Genomic DNA, 14,181 nt, shown 5'->3' with positions numbered 1-14,181 from the left:
AGGCCGTCGCAGTTCGGCGTGCGCAGGCGTGAGGCAAGCGGCTCGCACCAAAAAAGAAGGACAGCCCATGAGCAGGCCGTCGCATGAGTTGGAGCGAGGAAAAATGTACCGACGCTACCGCCGCCTCATGACTGAGGTTGCCGTCGGCATTGGCGGTTGACGCCCGGAGGGTTCAACGGCTGGCGGCCGCGTATCGAAGAGAGCGTCAATCACCGCGCATTCAGGCGCCCAGTCCCCGCTGCACTGAGCCGCCATTTCCGCCATCACCCTTTCGAGCCGCTTCAAATCCGCGATCTTACGCTGAATCTCCGCCAGGTGATCCAGCGTCAGCTCACGAACTTGCGCGCAGGTGTAAGCGTGTCCATCCACGAGGCGAAGCAGGCCGCGAATTTCATCGAGGCTGAAACCAAGTTGCCGGCTGCGCCGCACGAAGCTCAAGCGCTTGAGATGGTCCGCGCCGTAGAGCCGGTACCCACTCGCACTACGATCAGGCGCCGGCATGACTCCGATCTTCTCGTAGTAGCGGATGGTCTCGATGTTCACGCCGCTCTGCTTCGACGATTCGCCAATCGAGAGCCCCTTTTTTTGCTTCATGTCCGGCCTCTTGGCGCTCGTGAAAAATCCTCTTGACCCTGTAGCGGCTACAGGCACTAGGGTCTGATTATTCCGGCCGGACGGCGCTGGCAAGCAGCACGATGGGAGGGTGCGACGATGTGTGACGGCGAAGGTCTTGGTCTCATCCAAATGGCGATGACGCCGATCGGGTTAGCGGTGACGGCTGGGATTGCCGCGCTGCTTTTCCTTTTCATACGTTGGGTTCGCGCCTGAGGTTGGCGCGGACCGATTCCGACGGCTCTTTGAAAAGAAGCGAGGAAAACCTCCATGTCCGAACAGATACTGTCCGAGAAAGCGTCCGACCGATTATCTGACCAACCGGCGGCGGACCGAGCGTCCGGCCGCAAGGCTCTCGCCGCCGGCGGCGTCGCCGCGATCCTCGCATCCGCGTGTTGTCTCGGTCCGCTCGTGCTGGTGAGCCTCGGGTTCAGCGGGGCCTGGCTCGGCAATTTCAAGGCGTTCGAGCCGTTTCGGCCGCTTTTCCTCAGCGCCGCCTTCGTTGCGCTGTTCTTCGCCTGGCGTCGAATCTATCGCCCCGCCGTGGCCTGCAAACCGGGAGAGGCCTGCGCCGCGCCGCAGGTGAGGTCGGCCTACAAAGTGATCTTCTGGGGCGTCGCGGCGCTGATCGGAGTGTCGACCGTTTTCCCCTACGTGCTTCCGCTTTTCTACTGAAAGAGGATCCCCCGATCATGAAAAAACTCGCCGCGATGATCGCTTTGTCCGCCGTTTTCAGTGCGCCGGCCTGGGCAGCCAGCCAAACGATCACCCTGTCGGTCTCCGGCATGACCTGCGCCGCCTGCCCAATCACCGTCAAGAAGGCGTTGAGCAAGGTTGAGGGCGTGCAAGCAACCGAGGTGAGCTACGAGAAGAAGGAAGCGATGGTGACCTATGACGATGCGAAAACAAACGTCGAAGCGCTAATCAAGGCGACCGAAGGAGCCGGTTATCCTTCTGAACTGAAGAAGTGAGCCATGGACGAAACACCTTCGATCAAGACAGCGCTCGCACATTCGTTTAGCGCCGTGATGGGCCACGCCATGCCGCTTCTCGCGCGCCTGCGCCATGTCCTCGGGCAACGAATCGGTTCTGAGGAATCCCCCGCCTCATCCGATCGAAGGCGCGAAGGGAATAGTGTGGTCTTGCAGATCACCGGCATGACCTGCGGCAGCTGCGCGAGTCATGTCGAAAAGGTCTTGCTCAAAGCCCCCGGCGTGCATGAGGCGAATGTGTCCTACGCCGAAGGGACGGCGCGAGTCAGCGGCGACGGGGCGCTCGACCCCGCGGCGCTTTCCGCCGCTGTGCATGCCGCAGGCTATCAAGCAGTTGTCGCAAAACGCGCCCGCGGCGTCAGCGTTTCAGAGAGACGGTCTGGTAAAATACTCGATCGAAACGCCAAGCAAGAGCGCTGGGGCGCGCCATTGCAAGTGGCGATCATCGGCAGCGGCGGAGCAGCGATGGCGGCGGCGCTGCGCGCCGCGGAAGACGGCGCGCGGGTCACGCTCATTGAGCGTGGGACGATCGGGGGGACATGCGTCAATGTCGGCTGCGTGCCCTCCAAGATCATGATCCGCGCCGCTCATGTCGCGCATCTGCGCCGGCAGAGCCCCTTCGACGAGGGCCTTGGGGCGAGCGAGCCAACAATTGACCGCGGAAAACTGCTCGCCCAACAACAGGCGCGCGTCGATGAGTTGCGGCACGCCAAATACGAGGGCATTCTTGAAGGCAATACCGCCATCGCCGTGCTGCGTGGCGAGGCGAAGTTCCAAGACGGTCGCAGCCTGATCGTCCGGCTGAACGAAGGCGGCGAAAGCGAAATCAGTTTCAACCGCTGCCTCATCGCCACGGGCGCGAGCCCGGCTGTTCCGCCGATCCCTGGCCTTAAGGACACGCCCTATTGGACCTCGACCGAGGCGCTGGCGAGCGACACAATCCCTGCGCGCCTAGCGGTGATCGGCTCGTCGGTGGTAGCCGTCGAACTGGCGCAAGCCTTTGCGAGGCTGGGCGGCAAGGTGACGATCCTCGCGCGCAGCACGCTGTTCTTCCGCGAAGACCCAGCGATCGGCGAGGCGGTCACGGCCGCTTTCCGGGCGGAGGGCGTCGAAGTGCTGGAGCACACGCAAGCGAGCAACGTGGCGTTCGCGGACGGTGAATTCGTGCTCACGACCGGTGACGGCGAATTGCGCGCCGACAAGCTGCTGATCGCCACAGGCCGCGCGCCGAACACGTGCGGCCTGGCGCTGGAAGCCGCCCGCGTCGCCGTCAACCCGCAGGGCGCAATCATCGTCGACACGCGCATGCGCACCAGCGCGCCCCATATTTTCGCCGCCGGCGACTGCACCAATCAGCCACAATTCGTCTATGTGGCGGCGGCGGCCGGCACCCGCGCGGCCATTAATATGAGCGGCGGCGACGCCGCCCTCGATCTGGCCGCCATGCCGGCGGTGGTGTTTACGGATCCACAAGTCGCCACCGTAGGCTACAGCGAGGCGGAAGCGCACCATGAGGGCATCGAGACCGACAGCCGCACACTGACGCTCGACAATGTGCCGCGCGCCTTAGCGAATTTCGACACGCGCGGCTTCATCAAGCTCGTCACGGAGGCCGGCTCGGGCCGCCTCATTGGCGCGCAAGCGGTCGCGCCCGAAGCCGGCGAACTCATTCAAACCGCGGCGCTCGCCATCCGGGCGCGAATGACTGCGCAGGAACTGGCCGACCAGTTGTTTCCGTACCTGACGATGGTCGAGGGGCTGAAGCTCGCGGCGCAGACCTTCAACAAGGACGTGAAGCAACTGTCCTGCTGCGCGGGGTAAGCGATGAAAGAACGCATGGCGCCCTGTTGCGTCGACAGCTCTGCCGACTGGCGTCCGCTGAACGTCGCGCAGCGCTGGGCGCGATTGATCGTTGGCGTCGCGCTACTCTCGCTGGCATTGGCGCTACCGTCGTCAGCCGCCGTCTGGATCGCGCTGGCTATCGTCGCAGGCTGGCTCGGCGCGACCCATGTCCTCGCGGCGGTGATGGCCTATCCGGGCTGCCCAGAACTGGGGGCGGCGCCCAGTCTTCTGCTCGGCCGCTGGGTGAAGATCAGCTGCAGCCCTTGGCGATGGCTGGATGCGCGATTTCGCCTGACGGCGCGATGAGCGCGGACGCAGGTGTTCGGCGCCTTGATGTTCCCCTCTTTGATTGGTCAAACGGCTTGGTCAGGGTCGTCGTCGCGAAACGCGTCGGGCGCGCTAAATGGGAGGAGACCGTCATCTAACTCACCAGAGAGTTCGACGCTCAGAGATGGCTGAGACAGCACAGGCGCATCCGATGGTCCTCATCCACTACGACACGCTAAAGAACGAAGATGCCAAGAGAAGCATCGCGCAATTGTCCGTCGGATATGACGATAAGATCGAATATTTTGTGGATCGGCTCGCCCAGGCGCTCGCGCATCGCAGCCTCGCGCCATCCGGCTCCCGTGATTGTGCGGATGAGCGACTTTAAAACCAACGAATACGCCAATCTGATCAGCGGCGCCGAGTCGAGCCTAGGGAAGAAAATCCGATGCTCGGCTTTCGCGGCGCCGCCCGCTATTATTCTCCGCGCTACCGGGAGGGGTTCGCGCTCGAATGCCGCGCCATCCGCCGCGTGCGGGAGCAGATGGGATTCAAGAATGTCATCGTCATGATCCCCCTTTCTGCCGTTCAACCAAGGAGGCCGACCGCGTCCTCGAGGTCATGGCGGCCGATGGTTTGAAGCGTGGCGACGACGGCCTTCAGGTCTATGTGATATGTGAAATCCCTTCCAACGTGATTTTGGCGAAAGCCTTCGCCGAGCGTTTCGACGGCTTCTCGATCGGCAGCAACGACCTGACCCAGCTCACGCTCGGCGTCGACCGCGATTCGACAGATTTGGCGAATCTCTTCGACGAACAAGATGAGGCGAGTGAAATGGATGATTCGAACGGTCATCGCCGAAGCCCGCAAGGCCGGAGCAAAGGTCGGCCTATGCGGACAAGCGCCCAGCGACCATCCCGAGTTCGGCGAGTTTCTCGTCGCATGTGGAATCGACTCCGTGTCGGTCACCCCGGACAGTTTTATCGCGGTGAAGCGCCACGTGGCGGCGGCGGAGGCCGGAAAGATGAAGATCAATTAGGCGCCATGGACCAGATGCCGAAGGCTGAATCCTATTGGCCCTGTCAATGAACTGACGGAACGTTGACGCGCGAATTTCGCCAAGACAACGTAAGCGAAGCCAGATTTTTTCGGTTCGCGACGACGATCTCAATCGCCGCGTCTCTCAGCTGTCACGACAAAGTGGGCGGAACATGAAAATCGTGATCTTTGAAGCCGAATCGCGCGAACGAGCAGCATTCAGTAGCTTGGCCCCCGTCGCTGAACTGCGGTTCGTCGCGGAGCCGCTCGGCGCCGCCAATGTGCATGGCATCTTGAATGCAGATTTGATTTCAACATTCATCTATTCGGAGCTCAGTCGCGGGATCCTCGAACAGCTTCCATCCCTCAAGCTGATCTCGACTCGATCGACCGGCTACGATCACATCGACATGGCCTATTGCGCGGAACGCGGAATCACGGTCTGCAACGTCCCAAGTTACGGCGAAAACACGGTTGCCGAGCACGTCTTCGCGCTGCTGCTTGCTCTCAGCCATCGCCTCTTCGAGGCCGTGGAACGCGCGCGTTCCGGCCGATTCTCGCCGCAGGGGCTGCAAGGCTTCGATCTCGCGAGCAAGACGATCGGCGTCGTTGGCGCGGGAAGCATTGGCCGCCATGTCATCCGCATCGCCAAAGGATTCGGAATGAATGTGCTCGCCTATGACGTGACGACCGATTCGCGGCTCGTCGAGCATCTCGGCTTCCGCTACGCGACCTTTGACGAGTTGCTCGCGAACTCGGACGTCATCACGCTCCACATTCCGGCGACACCCGAGACTTATCATCTGCTCTCGGCCGAGACGTTCGCACAGATGAAGACCGGCGTCATCATCGTCAACACGGCGCGCGGAAGCTTGATCGATTCTCTTGCGTTGATCCAAGCGCTCCGCTCGGGCAAGGTGGCTGGCGCCGGACTCGACGTGTTGCCCGACGAGCCTTTGATCCGCGAGGAGGCCGAACTCATTTGCTCGATCTTCTGCAATCAGCACGACCTGCGCGATCTCGTGGCGGATCATGTGCTGCTTCGAATGCCGAATGTAATCGTCACGCCGCACAGCGCTTTCAATACAAAGGAAGCCGTAGATCGAATCGTCGAGACCACGGTCGCAAACATCCACGCTTTCCTCGAGGGCCATCCGCTGAACATCATTAGCAGATCACCATCGCGCATGAATTAAGCGTCAAGATCTGGATCATCGAGGTCCGCCGGGCTGATGTTGTAGCGAAAGCGGGAGGCTTTGAGTCTTGCGGACGCTGATCGAGCTCGAGGGTGTTGATGCGCGCCAGCGGGAGTTGGTTGTTGTCTCGCTCGGAATTTTTCGTGGTCCGTGATGATCGTATGCGCCCGACAAGGACCGCTTTCCGAAGCCCCTGGATGTAGGACATTGTGACAATTCCTAAGGATAGTCACAGTACCATGAAGCGGATCAACGCCTTCACATCTGTTGAGCGACACCGCCGTTGGCGCGCCGCTGAATTCCGGGTCGTCGCCGACACGATCGGCGGCTTGATGGATGCGACAAGCGCCAGCGCCCGGCTGCTTCTTCCTCACCGGAGGGTTACCTTTGTACTTGCCGACGCCCTGCAATGTAACTCCATACTCAAGACAAAACGCGCGCATCTGGCAGATCACGCGTGTGCGCTGGGCGACGAGTCGATCCCGCCCCCGGCGCAGCGCTTGGAGGTTGATTGATCTGATCGGGGGTGTGCGCTTTGACAAAACGCAGCCACGCACATCATGAGGCGATGCGCGGCCTCGATTGCGTTCTCGTCTTCCAGGTGTTCAAGGCGTGACGCTACAAATGGGGGATCCTAATAGCGCCTTTCACGATGTCGTTGTGAGCTCGTCACAACGACATGAGCCGCCATTCACTCTCTTCGCGCAAGCGGCGCCTTCGACGAGTCGATCTCAATCGGTTGACTTGGCAGGCGTTTCCACAGAGGCGATGGACGACAGCGGCTTCATTGCCCGCCAAAGGGTTAACGACTTCCGCCACCGCCCCTCGACTGTCACAGGTTCAAACCCAGCCTCGCGCAGGTAGATCGGTATCTTTCCTTCGAAGGCGTCGGCCGAGGCGCCCACGTGCGAAAGCGGCCACAGGACGATCCGCCACAGCACGCTGTGGGACCGGTCTATGTCGACTACGATCAACCGCCCGCCCGGCCGAAGGACACGGCCGATTTCCTTGAGGCCGCTTCGCTTCACTTCGGCCGGCAGGTAATGGAGGACCAAGCTCAACAGCGCCAAGTCGAAGCTGGCGTCCTCGAAAGGAAGCTTCTCGACAGCGGCCAACTCGAAGGCCGCCCCGCTTCCATCCCGGGCAGCATTACGGCGGGCGATCCCTATCATCCTAGGACCAGGGTCGAAGCCGATGGCTCGACCCGAAGAGCCGACCGCCTCGGCGGCAAGACGGGTCCATACGCCGGTTCCGCAACCGGCATCGAGGACGCGCTCGCCGGCCTTTAGGGCAGCCACCTCGAGAATTTGCCTCCGGAAGGCGCGACCCAACCCGAGCAACGTGCACAAACGGTCGTAGAAGGGCGCGATCCACTCGATGGTCATGCCATCGGTCTCCGGCGCTAGCTCACTTCCGGCCTCCGGTTGGGACCAACTGAAAATCAAACCCCATAATAATACGAGCGGACATCCAAGCAGCGCCGTAACAGCCAATGCATGCCACCAGGTGAGTCCGAAAGCGAGCAGAATGCCGACGGCGAGCGCCAAGGATAGTATCGGGTAGAGCCAGGCGTGGTCGCGTCTCGATGTTCTCCGCATGTCGTTTGCCCCATCACGTTTTGAAAACCTGCTCCAGTTTCAGCGGCCCAATCTCGCTATCATACAACAGGGGCTTGATGAATGCCGGCAGCGACGATCGGGTTTCGGGACAATCGGGTTACACGCCCATTTGCGGCAGCCTGCTTATCGATGGCTTTCATGACTGTGCTCTCTGGCTTGTGTCGAACCGGCCATCCATTCCCCGAGGCCGGCGTGTGCGCCCGCACCATGGCCATGAACATGTCCCGCGATCGAGAAGCGCTTTGAAGAGCCTTCCTCTGAATAGTGGTTCGATCGATGTAGCCGCGAGCGCCTCGGGAGGCGTGGCGGGGTGGCGAGCATATAAGCCAAAACATTCCGGTTTTGCTGCGAAACCGGAATCAATGCCCCTCTACCGATTGTTTCGGCGAAGCGAAAGTAAAACTGTGCCGGCTCCGCTGGCCGAATGGTCTGCCCAAAATGGCGACGAACTTTGACGAGTTCGGTTGCTGAAACCGCCCTGAGCATGGCGGCGGCGGAGAGCAGATATTGGCGCTCCCTCCATTCCAAAAGCGTGCCCGCATTGTCGCTCATCGCATTTTCTTTGACCGCTGGCTTTTACAGCTCTCAGCGGGGTCCTATTTGAGATGCGGGCTTTGAAATCCGAGCCGACGCAATCCGACCTGCACATCGGGGTCCTTCATGAAAAGATCCCACAACAGACCCGTGCGGTGATTTTCGATCATCGCGACGATAGGTCCCTGGTCGATTGCAAGATAGGTATGGGAGAACCAATCGGCGTCCTCGCTGAACGCATCGGTAAAACCAAAACGACCCCAAAGCCTGTCGCCGAGCCCATCGTAAAAATGCCGCATGGCGCGAAGCGCCGCTTCCGGCGCATATGGGAAACTCGACAATGCCGCGGTTGGCGCAATCACGCCATTGTCCTCATCCGGCGCATGCCGCTTGCAACATTGCACACTGACGTGCCCGCTCCCGCACGCGCGAGCGCATTTATCGTCTCCCGGCGCGTGCACGTAGTACCCCCCGGGATCGTCGCTCGCCGTGAGCCCCCAGCAGGATGGTCCATAACCCTTGTGATTCCCGGGATTCCGGACGCAATGTTCAATATTGATCCGCACATGATGCGTATTCTGTCGCCAGTAGTTGGCGTAGACATCCTCGAGCCCACGCGGATCGAGGCCGCAGAAGGAATAATGGCAAAAGAACAAGGGCCCGCCATAAGGAGGGCCGAGCGGCAATTCGATGTCGTAATAAAAATGGCCGTTCAAAAAGCTCCGGCTCTGCGCCCAGCCATCGTGATAGACTGACGAGTCCATTGGATAGCGCGGCGAGGCGGCCGCAAGGACATAAGTCAATAGGCATTCGTTCCAGCCGCGGATTTCATGAGCAAGGCTGAAACCATTGTTGGGGCTCCAATGCCAAGTCAGTACGCTATGTCCTTCGCGGACGTGCCAGTTCCATTCCACATCGAGCCACAGGCAGGTGATGCGGTCGCGCAGACTTTTCTCGGCGGACGTATCGCGATTAAAATACTGTCGCGCGCACAACAGGCCCTGAAACAAAAGCGCGGTCTCGACGATATCGCCGCCGTCGTCCTTCCGACTGAAGGGTATGGTCGCGCCGCCGGCGCCGCCGCAGCTGTAGCACGACACTCCGGCTCTGGGCGCGCAACAGGCGCCGGTTCGGCCATTCATGAAGTGCGGAAAATGACCGTGATAACAGGGCGCGCGTTCCAGGAGATTGAGCATGAGCGCAAGACGCGTCAGAGCTTCATCCCGAGTGAGCCATCCCCTTTCCGTCGCGGCGATGATGGCCATGACGCCAAAGCCGGAACCTCCGATCGCGACGCAATCATCCTGTGGCTCTTCAAGGAGGCTGATGTGATCGCGCGCAAGGCCGCTCGCGGGATGCGCGCCCTCCCAAAAATAGAGGAACGTTTGGCGCTGCACGAGATCAAGAAGCGCCGCATCCGATAGGACCGGCCTTTTTTGGGAGATGATCCGGTCGTTTTGAGCGATTGTCATCGGCGAACGATCCTACGGGGCATGGGCGCCATGCGGGTTTACTTATTGTTTATCTGCAAGGACGGCTCTTCGCCTTCGGGCTTCTGGATCACACGGCACGCAGGGAGCCCTTAGTCGCTGACCTTGAGGATTCATGGTCAAATAAAGAACACGCGTATAGAACTCGTCCTTAGCCTGCGGTCCGCTGATGTGAACGAGGGTTGTTGCCGCCCATTCCTGCTCGAAGATGTTGAAAAGCGTTTTGCGCGCCTGCGGAGCAAGAGACTCGATCGCCTCGTCGACAAAGACCCAACGCGGCTTGTGAAGCAAAACGCGCGCGAAAGCGAGACTTTGTTGTTCCGGCTCGCTCAGTTCCCTGTCCCATCGCGCGACACGATCGAGCCAGCGCGATAGATGTGACAGGCCCATTTTCGTTAAAGCTGCGATGAACTCCTGATCCGAGAAGCTGCATGCCGGAGCCGGATACGAGAGAGCGTCGCGCAGAGCGCCATCAGGTATATAAGGGCGCTTCGGCATGAACATGACGGTCTGCACCGGCGGCAGGCAGATCCTGCCGCTTCCCCATGGCCATAAGCCTGCCATCGCGCAGAAAAGAGTGGTTTTTCCTGAACCGGGCTCGCCGACGATCAAGACACGATCTCCCAGCGGGATCTCGACATGCGGTTCATTCAACATGGTACACCCCGAGGGAGAAATGACGCCAAAGTCATCCAGGCGGAGCTTGTCATCCGATGTCGTAACGAGTTCGATACGGCTCGCCTCGTCACCGAGCTTGTCCATTTCGATCAATGCCTGGCGAAAGCCGCCGACACGAAAGAGCGTCGCGCGCCAATCCGCAATCACGCCGAAATTATCGACGAACCACCGTAGCGACTGCTGTACTTGATTGAACGCGCCAACGGCCATGAGCAACCCGCCAAAAGAAAGATCCCCCGCGAAGTAAGCGGGCGCCGCCACGACGATCGGCGCGACGATCGTGAACCATCCATAGCCGGCCGTGATCCAAGTCAGGCCCGTCGTTGCGCCGACGAGCCGACGCAAAATGAGGAGAAGGCGATCAAGCTCTCGATGCAGCCGATCGCTCGCTTCTGCCTCGCCGCGGTAGACGGCGATCGCGTCGCTATGCTCATTGACGTGAACGAGGGCGAAGCGCAGATCGGACTCGCGGGCATAACGTTCGCCGTTAAGGGCGATCAGCGGTCGGCCTACGCGCCAACTCGCCCATGATCCCGCGCCCGCATAGAGAAGCGCGCACCAGACCATATAACCGGGAATAGCGAAGCTTTTTCCCTGGAACTCGAACACCACGCCCGCCGACAGAATCCACAGAACGCCGATGAAGCTCGCTAAGAGTAGCGTCGCTTGGACGAGCCCAACGCCCAGATCAGTGGAAAGTTCGGCCAGATGCTGGGCGTCCGCATGGATGCGCTGGTCCGGATTCTCTCCGACTTCCTTAGCGCCGGCGAGGAGAAAAGCGCGTTTGGGCGCGAGCCATTGAGCGAAAAGGTCTCGTGTCAGCGCTTCCCGCAATTTCATCTTCGTCATCTGGTTGAGCCACGTCTGGGACACGTTCAGGATCAACAGAGCGCCTGCGATATAGACGAAAACGATAAGTTGGGAGCCGAAGGCCGGAAGATCTTTGCGGGAGAGAGCATCGTAAAACGGTTGGTTCCAGGCGTTGAGCCTGATCTGTCCATAAGCGGTCGCAGCGACGACAGCCACGAGACCAACGCCGAGCCAAAGCAGTATGGCGCGGTCGCGCGAAACGTAGAACGCCTCCAAGAGCATTTTCAGTTGCGGCGCGAATCCGTCGCCTCCCGTTCGCCGTTCGGCGACGGTTTGACACGTCGTGTCGGCCTGCTCCACCATCGAATCTCGATCCTTGTTGTTAGACTAAATTATAGCATCACTTGCGTCCTTGATCGGAAAGATCGTTCGCGGGAAGGCATCTCCTAACTGGATGAACCAGGCCGTCAGGGAATCTGGCGTTTGGCGCCTTCGGCGGCATTACGGAATCCCAAGCTTGGCTGGACCGACCTAGCGGAGTCGTTTCGGATCACGCGGAATCGCATCGTTCTGAATACGCTCGCTTCTTGAGCAATGAGGTCCAGCTCTCACTTGTTTGCTTCGGCGTCACCGAAGCAAAGAATGAACTCTTGCCCACGGCGTCGAAACCGCACCCGCTTCAACGCGCTCGCCTCGGCAATGCTCGGCGTCTGAGCACCGCCCGAGGCATTATCATTATTGCAGCATAATTGATTTTTTCGACCAAAATTATTCTCAAATGGGTTGCAGCAATATGTGCCAACCGGCACATTCTTACACTTTGGTGCAACGTGACAGAGGGGTCCCGACTCGTTATGTCGCCCGTGATGTTTTAAATTTGCGCGCGTCTGGCGCGCAAGGAACAGGACTCACTCGAACGGTTCGGAGATCCCCACGGAGTCTGTATGGACAACCTGCAGCGTTCGTTGGCAAACTGTCCGAAAATGGATTCCGCCAACCTTGAAAATCAGCTTTGAGCTGTTCCGCCTTGGCGGACGCGTTCTTAAAGGATCACGGCAATGGCTTCCACCAACAAGGTCGGCGACGAGAGCACGGGTGAGAGCTCGCTCTCTTCCCTCGCGCAAGCGGGCGCCGACGTGAGCGTCATTCCGGCGGCCTCGGCTGAAGCGAAAAGCGATTCGTTCGCCAGTTTCCTTGCCTACCAGTACGATGTTATCGAACGGGGCATTCTCTTTTGGGACACGTTGCGCCAGCGCGCAGACAATTTGCTCGAACACGAACGGCTTGGCCTGCCGGCCCTCCTCAACTTTAAATGGGAGCTGCTCCTCGACGCGCGCGCCTTCGAGAAACCGGCCAATTACGCGCTGCTACGCATCACCGAGGCACAGGGTTGTCGCGCAAGCGACTGCGTCAACGAGGAAAAGGCGCCCGTCATAATTGTCGACCCACGCGCTGGCCACGGGCCAGGCATCGGCGGATTCAAGCGCGAGTCCGAAGTGGGAATGGCGCTGCTCGAAGGGCATCCGGTCTATTTCGTGATCTTCTTTCCCGAGCCTTGCGACGGCCAGACGCTCGCCGACGTGCTGCACGCGCTGCGGCGCTTCGTCGAACAGGTCGCGAGGCGCCATCCCGGCAAACGACCGGCGCTCTACGGCAATTGCCAGGCCGGCTGGGCGATCGCCTTGCTTGCGGCCGACTGCCAGGGCCTCGTTGGACCCGCCGTTCTTAATGGATCGCCGCTGTCCTATTGGGCAGGGGAATCGGGCCTCAACCCGGCGCGACTCGCTGGCGGCCTGCTTGGCGGCGCGTGGCTCGTGCATCTATTTGCCGATCTGGGCAACGGGCGCTTCGATGGCGCCTGGCTCGCACAGAACTTCGAGACGTTGAATCCCGGAAACGCGCTCTGGGACAAATACGCGCGCCTCTTCACCCACATTGACACCCAGCGCGAGCGCTTTCTTGATTTCGAACGCTGGTGGAGCGGCTTTCATAGCTTGAGTCGCGAGGAGATTCTTGCCATCGTCGAGAACTTGTTCATCGGCAATCAACTCGAACAGGGCTTGTTTCGGATCTGCGAAGGCTGCTTCGCCGATCTACGTAAGATCAAGAACCCCTTGGTGATCTTCGCCTCCTATGGCGATAATATCACGCCGCCGCATCAGGCGCTGGGCTGGATCCCCGCTGTATATGAGGACACAGACGATCTTAAACGCGCTGGGCAGCGGATCGTCTATCTCATCAATCCGCACGTTGGACATCTCGGCATTTTCGTCTCGGCGTCAGTCGCGCAGTTCGAGCATCGCGCGATCCTGGAAAGCCTCGCAGACATCGAAGCGCTGGCGCCGGGGCTCTATGAAATGAAAATCGACAATCCGACGGGCCAGCGGGATTGCCATAGGCCGAACTATTCGGTCCGGTTCGAACCACGCGAGGTCTCCGCCTTGAAATTCGCCCATCCGGTAGAGGCTTTCGAACACGTTCGCGCCGTCTCGGAGATCGCTGATTCGATCTATGCCGCCGTCATTAGCCCGTGGGTGCAGACGCTTTCAAATCCTTGGACTGCAAACATTCTACACTGGATCCACCCTATGCGCACAAGCCGGTATCTGCTCTCGGAGCAGTTCTGCCCCATGATGCGCGGAATCGAACTGCTGGCTGAGGCGGTCCGAGATCATCGCCATCCCGTGGCTGATAACAGCGACTTCATAGTTCGAGAACGGGCGGCTATCGCGCAGGTCTCGCAAATATTCGAAACTGCGCGCGTCTGGCGGGATCAAATGGAAGAAATGAGCTTTGCCGCCATTTTTGAAACGCCGTTTGCAATAGCAACAAGACTTCCGCAGCAGCGTATGGTTGGTCAGAAGGCGCACAAATGTTGACGGGCGCAAAGGGCCTCGTCATTGGCGACGCGAACGATAGCGCCGTCGTTTGATGGTTGCGCGAAGACAGAACCCCATGCCAGCCCCTCTGGCCGAATGAATTCAGCGCGCCAATCGCCATGTCGCGCGAGATGCGCGACGACAGCCAGGCGGCCAGAGTTATCTCAGGATGTAATCACGCCTTTTGTCAGGAGAAGCTCATCGAAGAGAAAGACTTGATTGGG

Annotated in this window: 12 protein-coding genes and 1 pseudogene; 8 read left to right on the top strand and 5 right to left on the bottom strand. The window is 60.0% G+C overall.

Annotated features, from left to right (window positions below; all coding sequences use genetic code 11):
• Nucleotides 1-114 precede the first annotated feature (114 nt).
• Nucleotides 115-594: a MerR family transcriptional regulator gene (locus AC0X69_RS22795; protein WP_482614122.1), complete on the bottom strand. Its 480-nt coding sequence runs from the start codon at nt 592-594 to the stop codon at nt 115-117.
• A gap of 288 nt (nt 595-882) precedes the next feature.
• Between AC0X69_RS22795 and merT the strand changes: the two genes are divergently transcribed.
• The 7 genes and pseudogenes from merT (at nt 883) to AC0X69_RS22760 (ending at nt 6,462) form a co-directional block, all read left to right on the top strand.
• Entirely contained in the window at nt 883-1,287 is a 405-nt protein-coding gene (merT, locus tag AC0X69_RS22790; protein ID WP_482614121.1) for a mercuric ion transporter MerT, read from the top strand.
• Nucleotides 1,288-1,304: 17 nt separating this feature from the next.
• Entirely contained in the window at nt 1,305-1,583 is a 279-nt protein-coding gene (gene merP / locus AC0X69_RS22785) for a mercury resistance system periplasmic binding protein MerP (RefSeq protein WP_482614120.1), read from the top strand.
• A gap of 186 nt (nt 1,584-1,769) precedes the next feature.
• Nucleotides 1,770-3,425, top strand: a complete 1,656-nt coding sequence (merA, locus tag AC0X69_RS22780; RefSeq protein WP_482614176.1) for a mercury(II) reductase — start codon at nt 1,770-1,772, stop codon at nt 3,423-3,425.
• Between the two features lie 3 nt (nt 3,426-3,428).
• The gene (locus AC0X69_RS22775; protein WP_482614119.1) at nt 3,429-3,752 is read left to right on the top strand and encodes a hypothetical protein; all 324 of its coding nucleotides are present in this window, start codon (nt 3,429-3,431) and stop codon (nt 3,750-3,752) included.
• Between the two features lie 166 nt (nt 3,753-3,918).
• A pseudogene (locus tag AC0X69_RS22770) lies at nt 3,919-4,752 on the top strand (putative PEP-binding protein); the annotation flags it as partial.
• 172 nt (nt 4,753-4,924) lie between these two features.
• Nucleotides 4,925-5,947 (top strand): hydroxyacid dehydrogenase, encoded by a 1,023-nt coding sequence (locus AC0X69_RS22765; RefSeq protein ID WP_482614118.1) that lies wholly within the window; start codon nt 4,925-4,927, stop codon nt 5,945-5,947.
• Nucleotides 5,948-6,186: 239 nt separating this feature from the next.
• The gene (locus tag AC0X69_RS22760) at nt 6,187-6,462 is read left to right on the top strand and encodes a hypothetical protein (protein WP_482614117.1); all 276 of its coding nucleotides are present in this window, start codon (nt 6,187-6,189) and stop codon (nt 6,460-6,462) included.
• 216 nt (nt 6,463-6,678) lie between these two features.
• On the opposite strand, the gene AC0X69_RS22755 is transcribed toward AC0X69_RS22760, so the two are convergent.
• The 4 genes from AC0X69_RS22755 to AC0X69_RS22740 form a co-directional block, all read right to left on the bottom strand.
• Nucleotides 6,679-7,494, bottom strand: coding sequence for a class I SAM-dependent methyltransferase (locus tag AC0X69_RS22755; RefSeq protein ID WP_482614116.1), 816 nt, complete (start codon nt 7,492-7,494; stop codon nt 6,679-6,681).
• Between the two features lie 195 nt (nt 7,495-7,689).
• Nucleotides 7,690-8,118 (bottom strand): hypothetical protein, encoded by a 429-nt coding sequence (locus AC0X69_RS22750; RefSeq protein ID WP_482614115.1) that lies wholly within the window; start codon nt 8,116-8,118, stop codon nt 7,690-7,692.
• Nucleotides 8,119-8,162: 44 nt separating this feature from the next.
• Nucleotides 8,163-9,572 (bottom strand): glucoamylase family protein, encoded by a 1,410-nt coding sequence (locus AC0X69_RS22745; RefSeq protein WP_482614114.1) that lies wholly within the window; start codon nt 9,570-9,572, stop codon nt 8,163-8,165.
• 42 nt (nt 9,573-9,614) lie between these two features.
• On the bottom strand, nt 9,615-11,360 hold the full coding sequence (locus AC0X69_RS22740; RefSeq protein WP_482614174.1) for an ABC transporter ATP-binding protein/permease: 1,746 nt from the start codon (nt 11,358-11,360) through the stop codon (nt 9,615-9,617).
• A gap of 776 nt (nt 11,361-12,136) precedes the next feature.
• Here AC0X69_RS22740 and AC0X69_RS22735 point away from each other — a divergent pair.
• Nucleotides 12,137-13,957, top strand: coding sequence for a DUF3141 domain-containing protein (locus tag AC0X69_RS22735; protein WP_482614112.1), 1,821 nt, complete (start codon nt 12,137-12,139; stop codon nt 13,955-13,957).
• Nucleotides 13,958-14,181 lie beyond the last annotated feature (224 nt).

The organism is Methylocystis sp. Uni0008 (assembly GCF_056838045.1).
Note: the sequence above shows the minus strand (reverse complement) of the source record. Positions and strands in the feature narration are given on the sequence as shown.